Source organism: Chryseolinea lacunae (assembly GCF_016735595.1).
In the GTDB taxonomy this organism is placed as follows: domain Bacteria; phylum Bacteroidota; class Bacteroidia; order Cytophagales; family Cyclobacteriaceae; genus Chryseolinea; species Chryseolinea lacunae.
This window is the reverse complement of record NZ_JAERRB010000002.1, coordinates 303,871-322,898: the sequence shown is the minus strand read 5'-3', so window position 1 is coordinate 322,898 and position 19,028 is coordinate 303,871. Positions and strand designations below refer to the sequence as shown.

Here is a 19,028-nt window from a genome sequence, read left to right as displayed (position 1 = left end):
GGCCTGCAACGTTGCGTGTGTGCAGCGGGCCATTCGAAAGTTTTCCTTTTGGTCTACAAACAAAAATAAGCGATTGCCATTGTGTTCTCAACTTTGCACCGGCCGAAGTTCGGAGAAGTTTTTTTCAGAATTCGCGCCGTGAAAGAAATAGAGAGTTGCCGCGCCTCCTGTGAAATCCATGGAGCCCACTTCCGGGCGCGTGCTTGTGAGCATGTATGAAAACATAGTTTTTTCGGATCGTTTCAAAAAAGGCAATCGCCGTTGGCGTGGTGAAGAGCATTGATTTTGCTGCAGGCGGCACGTTGCGTGTTCTCAAAAGATGATGTAAGCAAATTTCGAACGCCATTTCAAACTGCAAAGCCATTGCAGTGTGGCGCCATAAGCTTGCGGGCAAGAACCTAAACCCCCAACGCTTATGGAGAAATTTGTTCGAAGCGCAGTGGCCCTCCTGCTCTTGGCCATGGCCTTCTCGTGCGAAGAGCCCTTGCAAGGTCCTCCTGCTGTTGTTGCAGACAACGGCGCCCGCTACACGCACATCAATCCAAAAAAAGACGCCAACCTGTTGTCGCTGCTCAAACTCTATGCGCCTGCACCTGTTGCCGACGGCCGCACTCAAAGCACCGTGTTCGATTCGCTCGTCTTCGACGAGGCCGTGAAAGTGACCAACCCACAACGGGGCATCAGCCGCTACACCCTGCTGCTGCCCCCAACCGACAACGGCTTCGAAAACGTGGTGCTCCGCGAAACCGACACCACCGTCTTTGCCTACCGCCTCCACTACCAACCCGACCCCGAGTGGCTCGCCCAACACCACGGCGTGTTCCACAACCAATCCTTCACCGGCATGCTCACCCTCATGGACATTGACGGCCACGAACAGATGCGCATCTTCTTTGTTGACGGCGCTGGCGTGAAAACCATCGCCACCACCCCACCCCGCACCGGCCGCGATTGCTCCGACGACGCCAAGCCCGGCATCGTGAAAAAACCAACCATCACCAACGGCCCGGGTGCCGGCGGCGGCAACACCACAGGCCCTCCCGGAAAATCGTCGCCCATCGGCACCGGTGGTGGCGGCACATCAGGCGGAGGTGGGAACGGAACTGGCGGCGGCGCGGGTGGCGGAGGTGGCGGTGGAGGTGGCACGGGTGGTGGCGGCAAAAGTGGATCGAATTGCAACTGGCACACATCCGAAACCACGGGCGGCCTCGTCATAGACTGTCCCGGCCGCGCCCTCATCTTCGTGCTCCGCGATGCCTGCGACGGCGGCGGCACATTCGACGACACCAACCCCGACAACAACGACGACGATCCCATCGGCGTGCTCCCCCCAGCCACATTGCCCCTCATGCGCATCAGGCTCGACACAAGTTTAACGAACAATAAAAAGGCCATGTGCATTTACACCGCGCTGGGTGGGCTCACCACGTTTAGAAATATTGTTAAGGATTTTAGTGGCGAAAACAGTGCATTGATATTAAACTATAAAGTCGAGGATATGGATTCTGTCTACGGCAAAACCACACCGTCCTCGAATTTTAAAACCGTGACAACAGCCATAAGCCGGAAGTTGATTAAGAACTCAAACAGCTTGCTGGTCGCGAAAACGTTTTTGCATGAGGCGATTCATGCGCAAATATTTGCAACGCTTAGTGAGATTGGTGGGTATAAAAATCTAAACAAAATGAATTTTCCGGAGTTGTTTGAGGCCTATGCTGAGGCAAAAACATCAAAACTTCCTGGACCGGGAAATTTTGCACATCACCAAGTAATGGCAAAAAAATATCTTGATTTGATTGTTGCTGGCTTGGTAGAATTTAATGCAAAATCAAACCCAAACTCCACCTTCACGCCAGATCAGTACAGGGCCTTAGCTTGGCAAGGCCTTACTAAGACATCGGTCTTTCTAAGCCTACCCGAGAACGAACAGAAAAAAAATCAAAAAGGATTTAGACGACTTGACCAACAAACTATCAAACTCAACTTGCGATTAATAAAATGAAAAAATGCAGCCAACTTTTTCTTCCATTGCTGTTTGCAGCGACATTATCGCATGCACAGCTTCAAAAAAATGACACAACGCTATGGCTCTGGTTTGATTCGCGCATCGATCATAAAGCCATCATCCCTGGTAAATACGCCAATGATCCTCCAAACCCTGATAGCGTCGTGCATTACGCAATCTCTTCTGTGCCACATCTCTATAATGGCTATCCGCTGGAATTCACATCAACAAAACCGATACCAAGCGACACAATACCCGCCGAAAGTCTGAAAGACAAAAACACGGTTACCCTCAGGCAACTCTCAGATTTCATTACACAAAACTACCCCAGAGACTACGTAGGATTCAAGGGCGCTGTCTATTTCAAAAAAATGAAGCATATCTACATTCTAGAGACAACTTCACGAAAAGACTATGTAATGGTCACAACGGTGAGGGTCAACGTGCACGAAGGGGATTGATATCATATTTATGAAAAAAACTTTAATCCATCACACCTCCACCCGCTGCATCTTCGGCACCAAAAAATGCATCACAAGCCACGCCAGCAAATAGGCTGAGCCGCAGATCATGAACATGATGTAGTAGGCCGTTTCTATTTGGTTGATGGCGCGGTAGTGCACAAACAAATCTTTTTGCACGAAGAGGGTGAACACGATGCCGCCGAGGCCGCCAAACATGCCGCCGATGCCGGTGATGGAGCCCACGGCTTTTTTGGGGAACATGTCGCTTACGGTGGTGAAGATGTTGGCGCTCCACGCCTGGTGGGCCGAGGTGGCAATGCCAATCACAATCACGGCCAGCCACATGTTGGTTTGCCCGGCAATTTGTGCAAACACTATGGGGATGACCAGGAAGGCATAGATGAGCATGGCTGTTTTGCGTGCTTTGAACACGGGCCATCCTTTGTTGATGAAGCTGAGCGGAAGCCATCCGCCCCAGATGCTGCCAAACGTGGAGATGACAAACACCACGGCCACGGGAAACGACAGGTCGGTGCCGGTGAGGCCATATTGACTGGTGAGAAAATCGGGGAGCCAGAAAAGATAGAACCACCAGATGGGGTCGGTCAGAAATTTGCCCAGCACAAACGCCCACGTCTGGCGAAAGCGCAGCAGCTTGAACCACGAAACTTTTTCGCCGGGCGATGCGGCGTTGTCTTCGGTGTCGCTGTGGATGTATTCAAATTCCTGTGGCGAAAGTTTTTTGTGTTTTGATGGCACCTGATAGACCACGAGCCACAACACCAGCCACACAAAACCAAGCGACCCCGTTATGACAAACGCCCACTGCCACCCCCACGCGGCAATGATGTAGGGCACGCTGAGGGGCGCGATGATAGCCCCCACGTTGGTGCCCGAGTTGAAGATGCCCGTGGCCAGCGCGCGTTCTCTTTTCGGAAACCACTCGGCCGTGGTTTTGATGGCGGCCGGAAAGTTTCCCGACTCGGTTGCACCCAGCGCGGCGCGGGCCACAATGAACCCCAGTGTGCTGGCGGCAAAGGCGTGGCCAATGGCGGCGAGGCTCCAGAACAGTGTGGCCAGAAAATAGCCAAGCTTTGTGCCGAGTTTGTCCATGAGCCTGCCCGCACCCAGCATGCCAAAGGCATACATGAGCTTGAAGGCAATTTCGGTGTTGGCATAGTCGCCGTCGTCCCAATGAAACTGTGCCGACAGTTCCGTTTTCATGAGGCTGATCACGGAGCGGTCGAGGTAGTTCACCGTGGTGGCGAAAAACACGAGGGCACAAATGGTCCACCGATAGTGGGGGACGGCGGTTTGCAGGCTTAGGGTGCTCGCGGTGGGTTGCTGGTTCATGGTGTGCGTGTTTTTTTGTGAAGGCCTGTGCTATTTCAGTTTCCAGTCGCCGAAGATGTTCTCCAGGGTATATTGTTTTGCGTCGTCGTCGGTGAGTTGGTGTGCCCACGCGGCGCGTGCCGTGGGGTTGGCACCGGGGCCGGTCGATTTATATTCGGCGTAGTAGGATGTTTTTTCTGCGTCGGGTTTGCTCCAGTTGTGCCAGCCTTCGGGTTTAATGTGGTTGCTGAGGGTGCAGTGGATAAAAACCGTTTTGGCAAACGGTCGCCACGGGCGGCCGAGGTAGAATGAATTGGGTTCGGCGTCGCCGGTGATTTTGCAGTTCAGAAATACAAAACCAAAACGTGCGCCTTCGGGTGTTGAGGCGGCGGTGACGTAGCCGCTTTTCTTGCAGTGGATGGTGCACGCTTCGAAGACGGCCGTTGACCATCCGAAAATAAAATCGACCGAACCTTCAATGTAGCATGTGTTGAAATAGATGCGGCTCTTTTCGCCAAAGGGATAGAGCGTGTCTTGCCATCCCAGAAAGCGACAGCGTGTAAACACCACGCGGTCGGCGTCGATGCGCACGGCCACGGCCTGGCCCACGGGGCCGGATGAATTTTCGAAGGTGATGTTTTCGGCCGTGAAGTCGTCGCCAAAAACATAGAAGCTTGTGGAGCCGGTGGTGCCCATCTCTTCGCCAAACTTGTTTTTCTTGCTGGCAAAGTCGTCGTAGGTGAGAATGGTTGTCAGAGCATCGGCGCCTGTCAGCGTCACGTTGCTTTTTGATTTTGGCAGCACCAGTTTTTCTTTGTACACACCGGGTTTCACAAAGATGGTGGTGCGGTTCTTTCTGAAATCGGGCACGGCGTTGATGGCCTCCTGCACCGTGGTGAAGTTGCCACTGCCATCGGCCGCCACCGTGAAGTCGGGCGCAGGCTGTGCCTGCAACGGCCACGCCACAACACTCCACAACAGCACGATAACAATCTTTGGGGCGTTCATGGCATACAGTTTTTCACGAGGTGGTTCAGGTATTGTTCAAGCGGTGTGTAGTGCATTTGTGTTGACAGCGCCGTGGCATCGGAAGCGTTGTGTGCATTCAAGTGTTGTGTTTGCTCCCACGCGTCGGGCAAGTGGTTGCCGTTGGCATCGGGTGGTGTTTTTGTTGACAGCAGCACGGGCCATCCGCCCACGTCGGCTTGCGAGTCGATGATGCCGTTGTTGTTTTTGCCAAACGGAAACTTTCCGCTGCGCACCGCTTCCACAATGCGGGTGTCGGCGGCGTCGCGGTGCAGGCTTGCTCCCGAAAATGTGAGCACGGCGGCAAAAGCATCTTCGGCACGTTGCGTCGCTATAGTCACGACGTGAAAAGGCTGCGTGGCCCTTACGGAGTCTGGATATTCTGTGTGCACGCCATCCCAGTTCTGCGCCGAACGGTGTGCATCGCCTTCAAACACGTTGCCGTCCACATAGAAAGAGCCGCAGGGCAAATAGGGATTCACAAACCAGTGTTTTTTTTGTGGTGTGGCCGGGCCGGGTTTGAAATAGTTGTTCACCATGTTGTAGTGTCCCTTCTCGCCGCCATACACATTGTTGTCGGCCCAGTTGCACACCACGTTGTTTCTGAAATCGACGCGCTCGTTTGGCGTGTTGGGTGTGGTGGCCGACCCGCTGAAGCGCGGCAACCGGCTGGTGTGCGACACCACCAGGTTGTGATGAAACGTGGCGCCTTCGCCACCCCAGATGCCCCCATAGCCGTGGTCGCCCTTGGCGTGCACCGAGTGATTGAGACTTTCGGAAATGATGCACCACTGCAGGGTGAAATTTTTGTTGCGATAGAACGACGCGCACTCGTCGGTGGCCCAGCTAATGGAACAGTGATCGATGATGATGTCGGCATTGCCATCGTTGCCTCCAAAGGCATCGGCTTCCAGCTTTGCCAGATCGCCCAGGCGAAAACGCATGAAGCGCACCACCACGTTGTCGGCATGAATGGTGACGGGAAAGTCTTGTATGCAAATGCCATCGCCCGGCGCCGACTGCCCTGCAATGGTCACGTTGCCGTGTTCGATGCGAAGAGGCGACTTCAGTTTGATGTTGCCCGACACGGCAAACAAAATAGTGCGCGCGCCCGATGCGGCCACGGCTTCACGAAAACTTCCTGCGCCGCTGTCGTTGAGGTTGCTCACGACATAGACTTTGCCGCCGCGACCACCGGTGGTGTGTTTGCCAAATCCTTCGGCGCCGGGAAATGCCAGCGCGGTGGTGTCGCGCGTGTTCATTTCCAAAACCAGGTGGTGTGCTTTTGCACCGGGCAGCGGCAACAACAAGAGGCTTGCGAAAAAGAGGATGGCGCAACGCATGGGCCGGGTGCTATTTCTTGTCGGCCGTCAACACCACCTTCACCGGATGTGCGAGTTCTTTGGCCACGCGGCTCACGTAGTCGAGAAATTGTTTCTCGTCGGCAATGCCACCGGGTTCGCCGATCCAGGCGGCGAGGTAGTAGTAGTCGAGTTTGCCTTGCGTCACCTTCAGTTGCGCGATGTGACTAAACTCGTCTTCGACAAATGCCGTGAGCGACAACGGTTTCACCAGCACGGCCAGGCCGAGCTCGTCCGAATTCAAACTTTGTTTGCCATAGGTGGCGAGGTAGGCCCATTGTTGTGCGCTTCCTTTGTCGGTGAACAGTTTTGCGTTGGTGTCTTTCACAATGCCCGTCACCAGTGTTTCGGCATTGTTGGTGAGCGTTAGTTGTTGGTGCGTGAGGCGTGTGCCTGCGTGGATGGAGATGCGCGACTGCACGTCGTGTTTTTTTGTGCCCACGAGCCAGCCCGAATAGTTGGTGAGGAGCGATGAATAGACGGCGCCGTTCTCGATGATGCGGCAACTCACGCTGTCGGTTTTTTCTACGCGAATGGTTTTGCCGTCAACCTGTGCGCCTATGGAACCGATGCCGAGCGACTTGCCCACTTTCATCACGTCCATGCCCCACGGTTGTGGGTTGTGGTAGGAGTCGAAGCCGTCGAGGCCCACGTTTTGCAAAACGGGTTCGGGTGTTTTTTTGCCAAACACATCGGCAGCGTTGCGTTGATCGAGATAGAAACGATAGCCCACTTTGTCTGACTCCCACCCCGGCCCTTCGTAGCGGATGAACCACGAGTGGTCTTTGTGTTCGGGCGGCACGCGCAGGTAGTCCACGTTCTGAAATGTTCCGCCTATGTATTCGCGTCCTTTCCATTCGCCACCCGTTTTGCGCGACAGTTCGGCCTGGGTTTGTTTGGCGTATGTGCGCGGGTTGCTGCCGCTGGGGTTGTAGCGCACCACGATGTTGCGCGATTCGGATGGAGCAAGCTTTTCGATCACGAAAACAATGCCGGCGTTGTCTTTATCGTGCGCGTTGTATTGACTGGGAATTTCTTTTCCGCCATCCGTCACCACAAACGCTTTTGCATTGAACTGACCCGCCACGTTGCGTATCTGTTCGGGCGAGAGCACCACGAGTGTGTTTTCGCGGGCGTCGGTTTGTGTGTTGGTGATTTTGACGCGGAAGGTTTTTGGGAAATCGGTGTCGAGCTGCTGTGCCAACAGGTTGCCGGTTGCAAACATCATCAACACCAGGAGTATCTTTTTCAACATGGCGATGCGTTGATTTTTTATTTGTGAATGATTTCCATTTCGATAGATGCCTGTATGAAAGGGCCAATGCCTTTCAGGTCGTCGGTGCGCAGCGGCTCTTTGATATAATAGTCAAAGGTGCCGTCGCGATAGGGCGTTCCTCCCAACCCTGCACCGCTGCAGGTTTTCATGAGGTGCACACGGCCTTGCGCATCGGTTTCGATAAATGTTTTCAGAATGCCGTCGTAGCCTTTCTTGGCTGCGGCGCGGAAGCTTTCGTCGAGGTAGCCCAGTCGCGCGCCTTTGGCCAGGGCATACACAATCATGCACGTGCCCGAGGCTTCGGCATAGTTTCCTTTCACGGTCTGCTTGTCGGTGACCTGAAACCACACACCGGCGGGGTCCTGATAATTTTTCAACGCCAGGGCCAGGCGCTTCAGAATGGCGATCAATTCTTTTCGTTTGGGATGTTCCTGCGGAAAATAATCCAGCACATCTACCAACGCCATGGCATACCATCCCATGGCGCGACTCCAGAATTCGGGCGACTGGCCTGTGGTGGGATTGGCCCAGCGTTGTTTTTTGCTTTCGTCCCAGCCGTGATAGAGCAACCCGGTCTTGGCATCGCGGGTGTGGTTTTCGGTCCAGATAAATTGGTTGGCAATGTCGTCGAAGTCTTTGGTGTTGCCGGTCAGTTTGGTGTATTCGGCATAGAAAGGTTCGGCCATGTAGAGGCCGTCGAGCCACATCTGGTAGGGGTAGCGGTGTTTGTGCCAGAAGCCGCCTTCTTTGGTGCGCGGTTGCCAGCGCAGTTGTTCGCGCAGTTCGCCTGCGGCTTTTTTATACTTCTCGTCTTTTGTTTCCTGGTAGAGCGAAAGCAGAACGCGGCCTGGGGTGATGTCGTCTATGTTGTAGTCCACCAGGTCGTAGGTGCGGATGGTGCCGTCGGGGTTCACAAAGATGTCGGTCATCTTTTTCATGTAGGCGAGATAACGTTTGTCGTGTGTCTGTTGCCAGAGGCGGTCAAAGCCTTTCAGCACCACGCCTTGTTCATAGTCCCACAATGCGGGGCGGCTGGATTTTGTTTCTTCGATGCGTTCTTCGGAGGCACCGTGTGTCACATACTTTTTCACCACAATCGAATCGGGATAGGTCAACATCACCGTCTCGGCCATCTTGATGGCTACAGACTGCTGTGCCTCGCATCCCAGGCCTGCAATGCCGACTAATAAAATACCAAAAGCAAATCCACGTTTCATGTTTTCTATTTTCGTTTAATGATCTTGTCCGAAAGGCCCGGACCAAGTTTGATTTCGTTTGTCGCCACCGTAGCGTTCAACAGGCGCACGTCTTTTGAGCGGCCGCCCTTCACCGACAGAAATGTTTTTCCGGGTTTGTAGTGCACATTGTCCAGCACAACGTTCTTGCTATCCTGAAGGTCGACAACAATTTCGTCATCGCAATAGAGCGTTGCGTTTTTCAGCGACACGGCATCGCCTTCGGTGCACACCAGTCCGTGTTTGCTTTCCACCACAATATCTTCCAGGGCAATGCGGGCAATGTTCATTTCGGGCAGGCCGCGCACAAAGATGGCCGTCTCCGCTCCCTTGCATGCCACCCCGCGAATGGTGATGTCGCGAAACTGCGGCGTGCCTTCGTTCACGGGTTGAAACTCGATAGACGGTTTGTCTTCGCCCGAAAACACGGCGAGCGGATCTTTTGCCATATAATACATATCAAACAAAATGGCCGCGCCGCCAATGTTGGTCATGCGGATGTTGTCGACATAAATCTTTTCCACGATGCCGCCCCGGCCGCGCGTGGTCTTGAAGCGAAGGCCCACGTCGGTGCCCAGAAAGTTGCAGTCCGACACAAAGATGTTTCGTGCGCCGCCGCTCATTTCGCTTCCCACCACAAAACCGCCATGGCCATGAAACACCGTGCAGTGTCGCACCACCACATCTTCGGTGGGCACGCCGCGCTTGCGGCCTTCTTCGTCGCGGCCCGATTTGATGCAGATGCCGTCGTCGCCCACATCGAACGTGCTGTTTTCTACCAACACATTTCGGCACGACTCAATGTCAACGCCATCGCCGTTCTGTGCATTCCAGGGATTTCGCACCGTGAGATTTCTCAACACCAGGTGTTGTGTGAGCAACGGATGCAGACACCACGCCGGTGAATTTTGAAACGTGACGCCCTCCAGCAACACACGCTTGCACCGCACAAGACTCACCATGTTGGGACGAAGAAATTCTTTGATGGCCGCAGCCTTCTCCAGGTCATAGCCTTCGGCAATCACGCCCGGGCGTTTTGCTTTTGAACCCAGCAGTGCGCGTTCGGTGGGATACCAGGTGTCTTTGTTGTCGTTCAGCACGCCGCCGCTGGCCACGCGTTGTTCCCATTCGGGTGGTGTGAGTTTGCTTTTCTTTACGGGTCTCCACACCTGGCCCGCGCCATCAAGGGTTCCGCCGCCGGTGATCGCGATGTTCACCGCGTCTTCGGCATAGATCGGCGACTGGGCGCGGATGGCCTCCACTCCCTCCCAGTTGGTTTTCAGCAGGGCATAGTCGTTGGTGTTGCTGCTGAATTGCAGCACGGCATCGGTGGCCACGTGCAGGTTCACGTGGCTGCGAAGGGTGAGCGGCCCGGTGAGCCAGAGGCCTGCCGGAATCACCACGGTGCCCCCACCCGCGCGATGGCACGAGTCGATGGCGCTCTGAATGTTTTTTGAATTGAGTGTGATGCCATCGGGTTTGGCGCCGAAGGCTGTGATGTTGAAGGTGTCTTTGCGGAACGAAACTTCGGCAATGTGCGGAAGCTCATACACATATTTTCCTACGGGCAGTGTTGTAAGATTACCGGCCAACTCCAGTTTAAGGTCGCGAATCTCTTCGGCCACGGCCTTTGCCATGAGCGCCGCGCCATAGGGTGTGAAGTGTGTGTTGTCGTCTTTGCCTTCGGCATGGCCCTTCCACACGTGCTTGTCGAGGTTCAGAAACAGTTGCTTCGAATCTTCCACGCCTTGTGCCACCAGAATGGTTTTGCTTTTTGCGTGCAAGTCTATCACGGGCACCTGCAGGCTCTTCGCCACTTCTTTCACCACGCGCGGGTAGTCGCCGTGCTGGTCTACAAAATTTCCTGAGGCATCAAACTTTCTTCGCATCACGGGTGTGATCAACACGGGCTTTGCTCCCTTGGCGCGAATTTCCTGCACATAGCGTGTCAGGTTCTTTCTGTAGTCGGTGTCGGCCGCGGCATAGCGCGACGTGTCTGATTCTTTGGAATCGTTGTGGCCAAATTGAATGAACACCCAGTCGCCGGGTTGCAGTTGTTCGGCCACGGTTTTCCAGTGGCCCAGCGTTCTGAAGCTTCGGGTGCTTCGCCCGTTCACGGCGTGGTTGCGCACCTCGAGGTTGATGTATGATTTGAAAACTGTTCCCCACCCGGTTTCGGGAGCGACCTCCGGTTTTTTGTCGGCCAGGGTTGAATCGCCCACCAGGAAAATGCGCGGCTTCGGTGCCAGGGTGGCAAACGAAAAGAGGCATAGTGTAAGAACCAGAACCAGCGTTGTTTTTGTGCGCTTCATAATCGCTTTGGGAAATTAAAAATCCCGCCCGGACCACGTGGCCCGGTGCGGGGATTTTCTGACTGAAACACTAAAAATCAATATCCAGGATTTTGCTCGATCTCGGCCTGGTTCAAATCCAACGCCCGTTGCGGAATGGGACGAAGAATTTTTTGCGCGCCACCCGATCCTGCAAAAGCATCGATGCCGTTGTTAAAATATTTGGTGCGCAGCGGTGTGTTGAAGAGTTGGTTGCGCTCCACCAGTTTGCCGGTGCGTTTCAAATCCATCCAGCGGTGATATTCGCCCACCAGCTCGCGTGCTCTTTCGTCGAGAATAAAATCGATGGTCACGTCTGCGGGATCTGTCAACACCAATGTGCCCGCCGTGCGTTCGGCGCGCTTGCGCACTTCGTTGATGCGGGCCATCGCCGTGGACGCGTCGCCTGCTTTGAGGTAGGCTTCTGCCGCGAGCAAATAGGTTTCGCCAAGGCGCGCCAGATAGATGTCGCGCGTGCTGTTGCCGTTCACGTTGGCGGTGTAGACCGACGTGGGGTCTTCAAACTTTTTCACTGTGGGTGTGGCGCGGTCGGCGCTGTTGGTGTTGGCTTCCCACGCCGCGGAATAAGGAACAAACTTCGCAGCATTGCGGCGTGCAGGGTCCACGGCCTTCCAGGTGGCTTCGTCGGTTTCCCACGACGGTGCAAAATAGATGGCGATGTTCAACGTTGCCAGCGATGCGTTTTTGTCAAAGTAGTCATAGTAGCGATCGTAGAACGTGAGCATGAACGTGTTTTCGAAACGAACATCGTTCTGATCAAACAGATCGAACAAATATTTGGTAGCGCAAAGCGTGTACTGTTTGTAGGGATATCCTTTTGCCGCGCCTTCGCCGCCCAGATACGAACCAAAGAACGCGTTCTGGTTGCTGCCGTCGCTTTGTGCGTTCAGGATGGATGCCTTGTCATACTGCACAGAGAAAAGCACTTCGGCGTTTTTGTCTTTGCCCGGCCAGAAAAGATCCTTGAAGCTGATGGACAGTGCCTGTCCGGCAATGGCCGCGTCAGCATAGGTTGCAGCTTTGCTAAAGTCGGTGCCGACGGCAAACGATGTGTAGCCGCGCGTGAGGTGAACCTTGGCAAGATAGTGTTGCACGGCGCGTTTGATGACGCGACCAAACTGCGTGTTGGTTTCGGGCACAGCCGCCAGGGCCTGTTCCATTTCGCTGATGATGAAAGCATATACTTCTTCGGGCGTGTTGCGCTGAAACTCCAGCACAGGCGCATCGAAGTTTTCCGTCACAATGGCCACGCCGCCAAATTGCTGCACGAGCAGAAAATAATAGAACGCGCGCAGAAATTGAATTTCACCTTTGCGCACCGGCAGCAAGTCGGTGGGTGCCGTGAGGTCGTTGTAATACAGCGCCGTGTTGCAGCGCTGAATGGCGCGATAGACGGACGCATAGAAGGTGGTCACGTTCACATCGGCGGGTGTCAGGTTTCTGTATTCACTCAACGACTCCGGCTGGTTGTCGCTGCGGCCCTGCACGTACATGTCGGTGCCCGCTTCAAAAACCCAGGGCAGATCATAGACTTCGCGCAAGGTAGAGTAGGTGCTGTTGACGAGACTTTCGTAGCCGTCTTTTGTTTTATAGAACGGATCGGCCTCGATGTTCGATTTGTTCTCTTCTTCAATGAAGTCGCTGCATCGCGAGAACGACGCCAGGAGCACTATGGTAAGGATTATGGATTTGATTTTCATACGCTTGATTTTTTAAAACTTCAGGTTCATACCAAACTGATAGGTGACAGACGCAATGCCGCCGTCGCTATATTCCGAATCGGCCCATTCGGGATCGAACCCTTCGTATTTGGTGAACACAAATGGATTCAACACGTTGCCATACACCCGCAGGCTGGTGATGTGCGACCGTTCGAGCAGCGCCGCGGGAATGGTGTAGCCCAGCGTGATGTTCTTGATCTTCACAAAGCTTGCATCTTTGTAGGCCGCCACACCGGCTTGTGTGCGCCAATAGGGCCCGAAGTTTTTGGGTTGTGGATATTCGTTCGATTCGCGCGTCTGTGTCACATTGTTGGGTTGCATATACCAATCCACGTTCAGCTTCTGCCGGCCGCGATCGTCCCAGTTGAGAAACTCTTCGTGAAAGGGACTGTAGACCTGCACGCCCTGCCGTGTGAAGAGCGATGCCGAGAAATCAAATCCTTTATAAGTAACCGTAGTCGACACACCGCCGGTCCAGGTGGGCATGGGTGTTCCAATCACGGTGCGGTCGCCAGCGTCGATCACGCCGTTGTCGTTGCGATCTTTCACGCGGGCCTGACCGGGAAGTTGTCCGTATTTTTTGGCCAGCTCGCGTTCGCTCTCCTGCCAGATCCCGGCAAACTCGTAGGTATAGTTCACGCGTATGGGTTGGCCGATAAACCATTTGTTGCCCACGATGTCTTCTTTTCCGTTGAGCAGTTCGGTGATTTCATTTTTGTTTTTGGTGAAGTTGAACGACGTAGACCAGGTGAGTTTGTCGGTGCGCACGTTCACGGTGTTCACCATCACTTCGATGCCGCGGTTGCGAATGGTGGCCACGTTGTCCCACACCCAGGCGTGTCCCATCTCCAGCGGAAGGTCGCGTTTGATGAGCAGGTCTTTCGACATTCTGTTGTAGAAATCTACCGACCCTGTGATGCGTGCTTCGAGCAAAGCAAAGTCGAGACCGGCGTTAAACTCGCTGGTGCGCTCCCAACCCAATTGCGAGTTGCCCAACACCGGCGCAAACCCGCCGGCATTGGTGCCCCCGAAGTCGTAGTAGGTCTGTCGGCTTGCCGTGATAGACGATGTGTAGGGATCGACCGCATTGTTGCCCGTGAGACCATAGCTGACGCGTGCGGCCAGGTGATTGATGGCGCGCACGTTTGTCAGGAATTTCTCTTCCGAAATTTTCCACGACACAGCGGCCGAGGGGAACGATGCCCACTTATAACCTTCGGCCAGCACCGACGCGCCATCCCACCGGTCTGACAGCGTGATGAAATATTTTTCTTTCCACGAATAGTTCAGGCGGATGGCATACGACCGCAGCGAATATTTTCCAAAGCCCGTGTCGGCGCGTTGGTCTGCTGTGGGCGCACTGCCCAGGTTGTTGTAGCCGGAGTTGAACGGCAGGTTGTTTGCCGACATGGTGGTGGTGTCGCCACGGAACAAGTTCATGGAATAGAGTGCCATCAAATCGAACGTGTGGTCTTTAACCGTTTTGCTCACCGACACCTGGTTGTCCCACACATACGAAAAACTTTCGGTGGTTTTGAGATCGGCCATGCCCAGCAATCCCACGCGTCCTTCGGAGTTCGGTCCGAAGTAGCGGCCTTGTTTGTTGTAGCGCATCGACGGTGCGAATGTGCTTTTCACCTTCAACCATTTGGCTGGTGAATATTGCAGGAACACATTTCCCAACACGTTGTAGGTGCGACGGTCGTTCTTTGCGTTTTCCATATCAACCAACGGGCTCACCGAGCTTGTCATGTCGATGTAGGCGCCGTCTTTGCCGGGTTGAATCAGAAGTTCGGTGGGACGATCGGTGGCATAGGGTTTCACCAGCGGTGTCATGCGGAATGCGTTCACCATGGCGTTGGGGCTTCCGCCTTCCTGGTCGGTGAGGGCCATGTTCAGATTGGCGCCAGCGCTCCACTGGTCGTTGAGCACATGGCTCACGTTGGCTTTGAAGTTATAGCGTTTGTATTTGTCGTGCACAATGTTGCCGGTTTCTTCCTGGTAGCCCACGCCCAGTGCATAACCAATCTTGTTGTCGCTCATGCCCGATGCAGAGATCCAATGGTTTTGCTGGTTGCCGGTCTGCATCAACAGTGCGGGCCAGTCGGTATAATCTTTCTGCGAGATTCTTCGGTTCAGTTCGTCTTTGTTGGCGGTGTTGTTGCCGGTGTTTGAATCGTAGGGGAGTTGGGGATTGGCCAGGAGGGCGGGTGTGATGAAGGAGTCTTGTCTGAAGTTCCACCAGGTGTCGCCATCCATAAAGTCGGGCAGGCGTGCAGCTTCTCTCACACCATAGTAGCCATCGTAGGAGATCACGGCCTTGTGTTTCACATTTGCACCTTGTCGCGTGGTCACGATCACCACACCGTAGGCACCTCTTGAGCCATAGATGGCGGTGGAAGAAGCGTCTTTCAAAATGTCGATGCGTTCAATGTCTTGTGGATTCAGGAAGTCGATGTTGTCGGTGATCACACCGTCTACAACATAGAGCGGGTTGCCGCCCTTGAGCGATTGTTGTCCGCGGATCTGCGCTTTGAAGCCAGCCCCCGGACGTCCCGAGGGATTGGAGATGTCTACGCCGGCCACCTGACCTTGTGTGCCTTCGAGTGCCGACACGGGTCCGCGTTTTGTGATTTGTTCCGGATCAACAGAAGCCACCGCGCCGGTGAGGTCTGTTTTTTTCACGGTGCCATAGCCCACTACTACAATTTCGGTAAGCTCTTTCACATCGGCCACAAGCCCAACGTCGAGTGTTGTTCTTGAACCCACCACAATTTCCTGTGGTGCATACCCAATGAAAGAGAAAATGAGTGTGGCGTCGGGACTTGCCTCGAGGGCATACTCGCCGTTTGCATCAGACGATGTTCCGCGGCCGGTGCCTTTCACCAGGATCGATACACCCGGAATGGCCGAGTTGTCTTCGGCCGAGGTCACCTTGCCACGTACGGTAACCGTTTGTGCCACGACGGGAATGTAAACACATGCGCTGACGAGGAACAACAGAAGCCATCTCTTCAGAAACAAAGACCGGAAATGATGGCGCCTTTCCGGGCGTTGGGAGCGTTGTAAATAATGCATCATAGAGAATATTGGTTAGGGGTTTAACAAAGGCAATCCCGGGGTACAACAATCGAGTGCATAGTGCAATCGATTGCATTTTAGCAGTCTTTTTTCGCTTAACCAAAAGAAATGTTGACTTTTTCTAAAAATCGCGCTAAAACACTCGCAAAGCGTGTTTTATGCCATACTTTGAATGGGTTTTTAAGCCATGGTTAGGAGATTCGATTTTGATTATTCCGGTTGGTCAGGATATCAATCGTTTGTTTTTAGTATATATTGCGCAATCGATAATCCTATGCTTTGGATAGCCCGGACCGGCATTTATTTCGTTCTCTTCATGACCTATATGGCGTTGTGCGGGCGGGAAAAGATGGAAAGCATGGCATCGTCGTTAAATAACTTGTAGCCCAGAGCGTAGCGGATTCAAATACCATGAAAACAGAAAAGACAACGATACACGACATTGCGCGTCACCTCAACATCACGGCCTCTACCGTGTCGCGCGCGTTGAAAGATCACCCGAAAATCAGCAGTGAAACAAAAAAGGCTGTTCACAAAACGGCACAGAAACTAAACTACCAGCCCAACCACATTGCCGCTGCGCTGCGCAATGGCAAAAGCAACATCATCGGCATCATTGTGCCCACGGTAGACCGGAGTTTCTTTTCGTCGGTGGTGCGGGGCATTGAAGAGATTGCCAACACGGCCAAATACAACGTGATGATCTGCCAGACCTACGACAACTTCGAAAAAGAAGTGTCGACGGTGGAAGCGTTGCTGAACGCGCGGGTGGACGGCATCATTGTGTCGCACGCCAAAGAGACCTTGAACTTCGATCACTTCCTGAAAGTGAAAGAGCGCGGCATCCCACTCATCATGTTCGACCGCTACAACGACGAGCTGGAAGTGAGCAACGTAGTGATCGACGATTTTCTGGGAGCTTATAAAGTAACAGAACACCTCATCCAGCAAGGCTGCAAACGCATCGCCCACTTCACCAACACGCGCAAGATCAGCATCTTCAAAGACCGTCTCCGCGGCTACCGCGAAGCCCTCGCCGACAACGGCCTCCCCTATGCCGACGAACTGGTTGTAGAAAGCAATCTGCAACAGGAAGATGGCAAAGCGGGCATGCAACACCTGCTCACGCTAAAAGAAATTCCCGATGGTTTGTTTTCGGCCAGTGCCATGGGCGCACTGGGCGCGATGGAAGCCTTGAAGGAAAGAAACCTCCGCATCCCCGAAGATGTAGCCATCGTGACGTTTAGTAATGAAACCTTCACGTCGGTGACTGAGCCACCACTCACCACGGTGGATCAGCACAGCATGCGCATTGGTAATGCGGCGGCAGAGATCTTCCTGGAAGAGATCAATGCAAGAGAACGGAAGTTTATTCCGCAGAAGATTGTGTTGAAGCCTGAGTTGATTATCAGAAGGTCGTCGTTGAGAAAGAAGTAGACTGACGAGAGCGATAGAACTTATCGCAGCACTTTTTCGAAACACACGCTGTTTGCCACATGCTCATACGCACCATAGTTGGGAATGATGTTGTAGCCATTCTTTTCGTATAAGCGAAGTGCTTCGGGTTGGTTCTTGCCGGTTTCCAGAATGCATTTTGCAAAGCCCAGCTCACGACACCACTTTTCTAATTCGCCCAACACACTGGACGCAATGCCTTGCCCGCGTTTGTCGAGGGGCACGAACATTCGCTTCACCTCCATAGTATCTGCAGTGTAGAGTCGGATGGCTCCGCAACCCACAGCAACGTCCTGATCATAGGCCACGACAACGTGTTTGATGTGGTCCGTTTTGTTTAGCTGTGCATAGAACACATGTTCATCGCCATCGCGAATGGCCAGCTCTTGGTCTAACGCTTTCACAAGTTTCTGAAAAGTTGCGTCGGTGGAGTCGGTTCTTTTGATGACGATCATGGTTTGCAAAAGGTCTGTTTTGATGTGAATGTTTTATGCATAGCAATCAACCGTCGCTCGCTATTTTTCCGACACGGCTTTTCGGATAGTTTTCAGAACTGCGGCGTTGTTTGATTTCTTGACGACGATCGTGTCGCACTGATTGAACTTCGCGAACGTTTCGATGGCATCGGTGATTTTTTTTACCATCGGGTTGGTGAGCTTCACCGACTCGAAGTGCAGATTGTTAATGATGAACGTCCGGGTTTTCCGATCGGCTTTCGAATCCATGCGGGCCACAAAGGTGTCGCCGCTCAAAATGGGGAGGGAGAAATATCCGTACTTGCGTTTTGGCGCGGGCACAAAACATTCCACCTGGTAGTCGAAGTCAAAAAAGTTTCGGAGGCGATGGCGGAACACGTTCAACACATCGAACGGCGAAAGAATGAAGACCTCGTTTGACACAGCGATCTTTTTGCCTTTATAGGACGACAACATATAGAGTGCCGCGCCCTGAAGACCTTCCACCTCCACTTCACACACTTCGCCCGAGGCCACAAGCTTTTCCAATTCCTTTTTCAACGCAGTCTTCACAAAGCGGGTGCTATAGGCAATCTCCTTGAAGTAGGCCACACCCAATGCCTTCAGCGAGCGCCGTATCACATGTTGTGCATAGTCTTCGTCGGTGGGCTTCGCCAGGTCAACATCGCCGGGCAGTATGTTCTCGGGAAGGTCGTATACTTTCTGAAAGTCTTTCTTGCGAATGGTCATCAGGCTTCCGTCGAGGTGCAGCCGTTCGAGGGCGAGCTTTGACGGACGCCAGTCCCACCACCCCGTGCTTTTGACGACCCGATCGTTTTCAAAATCGCGGGCCCTCAGTGGACCTTCGCGGCCAATGCGGTCGAGCACTTTTTTCATGAGGTTCACTTCGGTTTGCGAGACGGCCTTTCGTCGCGCCGAAAAGCTTTCCTTCACCGGAAGCGAGAAGCGAAAATCGTTCATGGGGATGTAGCCCGTGGCGTAGGTCCAGAATTCGAAAATTCTTCCGTCGGCCTGAAGCTGTTCAAGCCACTCGGGTTTGTAGTCGGGCACGCGCGCCACAATGGCGTGGTGATGGGCGCGCTCCACCACATAGATGGTGTCGATCTGAACAAAGCCCAGGTGCTCGATAAATTTATAGACCGCCTCCTTGCCCTTGCCAAACTGCGCCCGCTTAGACAAGCCAGCCGCGTGAAGAATAATTTTTCGAGCCTGTAATTTTGTGAGGGTATTTTTTTTCTTCATGAG

Annotated in this window: 13 protein-coding genes; 3 read left to right on the top strand and 10 right to left on the bottom strand. The window is 53.6% G+C overall.

What is annotated here, in order from left to right; all coding sequences use genetic code 11:
* Positions 1 to 415 precede the first annotated feature (415 nt).
* Both JI741_RS07105 and JI741_RS07100 read left to right on the top strand, forming a co-directional pair.
* Entirely contained in the window at positions 416 to 2,002 is a 1,587-nt protein-coding gene (locus JI741_RS07105; RefSeq protein ID WP_202008350.1) for a hypothetical protein, read from the top strand.
* Positions 1,999 to 2,466 (top strand): hypothetical protein, encoded by a 468-nt coding sequence (locus JI741_RS07100; protein ID WP_202008349.1) that lies wholly within the window; start codon positions 1,999 to 2,001, stop codon positions 2,464 to 2,466. Before JI741_RS07105 ends, JI741_RS07100 begins: the two co-directional genes overlap by 4 nt.
* 30 nt (positions 2,467 to 2,496) lie before the next feature.
* On the opposite strand, the gene JI741_RS07095 is transcribed toward JI741_RS07100, so the two are convergent.
* The 8 genes from JI741_RS07095 to JI741_RS07060 form a co-directional block, all read right to left on the bottom strand.
* The gene (locus JI741_RS07095) at positions 2,497 to 3,822 is read right to left on the bottom strand and encodes an MFS transporter (RefSeq protein WP_202008348.1); all 1,326 of its coding nucleotides are present in this window, start codon (positions 3,820 to 3,822) and stop codon (positions 2,497 to 2,499) included.
* 30 nt (positions 3,823 to 3,852) lie between these two features.
* On the bottom strand, positions 3,853 to 4,809 hold the full coding sequence (locus JI741_RS07090; protein WP_202008347.1) for a pectinesterase family protein: 957 nt from the start codon (positions 4,807 to 4,809) through the stop codon (positions 3,853 to 3,855).
* On the bottom strand, positions 4,806 to 6,170 hold the full coding sequence (locus JI741_RS07085) for a pectate lyase family protein (protein WP_236675936.1): 1,365 nt from the start codon (positions 6,168 to 6,170) through the stop codon (positions 4,806 to 4,808). Before JI741_RS07085 ends, JI741_RS07090 begins: the two co-directional genes overlap by 4 nt.
* A gap of 10 nt (positions 6,171 to 6,180) precedes the next feature.
* On the bottom strand, positions 6,181 to 7,443 hold the full coding sequence (locus tag JI741_RS07080; RefSeq protein ID WP_202008346.1) for a DUF4861 domain-containing protein: 1,263 nt from the start codon (positions 7,441 to 7,443) through the stop codon (positions 6,181 to 6,183).
* A gap of 17 nt (positions 7,444 to 7,460) precedes the next feature.
* The gene (locus JI741_RS07075; protein WP_202008345.1) at positions 7,461 to 8,681 is read right to left on the bottom strand and encodes a glycoside hydrolase family 88/105 protein; all 1,221 of its coding nucleotides are present in this window, start codon (positions 8,679 to 8,681) and stop codon (positions 7,461 to 7,463) included.
* A gap of 5 nt (positions 8,682 to 8,686) precedes the next feature.
* On the bottom strand, positions 8,687 to 11,011 hold the full coding sequence (locus JI741_RS07070) for a glycosyl hydrolase family 28 protein (RefSeq protein WP_202008344.1): 2,325 nt from the start codon (positions 11,009 to 11,011) through the stop codon (positions 8,687 to 8,689).
* A gap of 77 nt (positions 11,012 to 11,088) precedes the next feature.
* Positions 11,089 to 12,750, bottom strand: a complete 1,662-nt coding sequence (locus tag JI741_RS07065; protein ID WP_236675935.1) for a RagB/SusD family nutrient uptake outer membrane protein — start codon at positions 12,748 to 12,750, stop codon at positions 11,089 to 11,091.
* A gap of 12 nt (positions 12,751 to 12,762) precedes the next feature.
* Complete coding sequence (locus tag JI741_RS07060) at positions 12,763 to 15,735, bottom strand: SusC/RagA family TonB-linked outer membrane protein (protein ID WP_202008343.1); 2,973 nt, start codon at positions 15,733 to 15,735, stop codon at positions 12,763 to 12,765.
* 528 nt (positions 15,736 to 16,263) lie between these two features.
* On the opposite strand from JI741_RS07060, the gene JI741_RS07055 reads away from it, so the two are divergent.
* Positions 16,264 to 17,289: a LacI family DNA-binding transcriptional regulator gene (locus tag JI741_RS07055; protein ID WP_202008342.1), complete on the top strand. Its 1,026-nt coding sequence runs from the start codon at positions 16,264 to 16,266 to the stop codon at positions 17,287 to 17,289.
* Positions 17,290 to 17,309: 20 nt separating this feature from the next.
* Here JI741_RS07055 and JI741_RS07050 read toward each other — a convergent pair whose 3' ends face one another.
* Both JI741_RS07050 and JI741_RS07045 read right to left on the bottom strand, forming a co-directional pair.
* Positions 17,310 to 17,762: a GNAT family N-acetyltransferase gene (locus tag JI741_RS07050; RefSeq protein ID WP_202008341.1), complete on the bottom strand. Its 453-nt coding sequence runs from the start codon at positions 17,760 to 17,762 to the stop codon at positions 17,310 to 17,312.
* Between the two features lie 60 nt (positions 17,763 to 17,822).
* Complete coding sequence (locus JI741_RS07045; protein ID WP_202008340.1) at positions 17,823 to 19,025, bottom strand: winged helix-turn-helix domain-containing protein; 1,203 nt, start codon at positions 19,023 to 19,025, stop codon at positions 17,823 to 17,825.
* Positions 19,026 to 19,028 lie beyond the last annotated feature (3 nt).

Coding starts and splice junctions, on each gene's coding strand:
- JI741_RS07085 (WP_236675936.1), bottom strand. CDS start 6,170: ATGCGTTGCGCCATCCTCTTTTTCGCAAGCCTCTTGTTGTTGCCGCTG.
- JI741_RS07065 (WP_236675935.1), bottom strand. CDS start 12,750: ATGAAAATCAAATCCATAATCCTTACCATAGTGCTCCTGGCGTCGTTC.
- JI741_RS07080 (WP_202008346.1), bottom strand. CDS start 7,443: ATGTTGAAAAAGATACTCCTGGTGTTGATGATGTTTGCAACCGGCAAC.
- JI741_RS07100 (WP_202008349.1), top strand. CDS start 1,999: ATGAAAAAATGCAGCCAACTTTTTCTTCCATTGCTGTTTGCAGCGACA.
- JI741_RS07105 (WP_202008350.1), top strand. CDS start 416: ATGGAGAAATTTGTTCGAAGCGCAGTGGCCCTCCTGCTCTTGGCCATG.
- JI741_RS07045 (WP_202008340.1), bottom strand. CDS start 19,025: ATGAAGAAAAAAAATACCCTCACAAAATTACAGGCTCGAAAAATTATT.
- JI741_RS07055 (WP_202008342.1), top strand. CDS start 16,264: ATGAAAACAGAAAAGACAACGATACACGACATTGCGCGTCACCTCAAC.
- JI741_RS07050 (WP_202008341.1), bottom strand. CDS start 17,762: ATGATCGTCATCAAAAGAACCGACTCCACCGACGCAACTTTTCAGAAA.
- JI741_RS07090 (WP_202008347.1), bottom strand. CDS start 4,809: ATGAACGCCCCAAAGATTGTTATCGTGCTGTTGTGGAGTGTTGTGGCG.
- JI741_RS07070 (WP_202008344.1), bottom strand. CDS start 11,011: ATGAAGCGCACAAAAACAACGCTGGTTCTGGTTCTTACACTATGCCTC.
- JI741_RS07075 (WP_202008345.1), bottom strand. CDS start 8,681: ATGAAACGTGGATTTGCTTTTGGTATTTTATTAGTCGGCATTGCAGGC.
- JI741_RS07095 (WP_202008348.1), bottom strand. CDS start 3,822: ATGAACCAGCAACCCACCGCGAGCACCCTAAGCCTGCAAACCGCCGTC.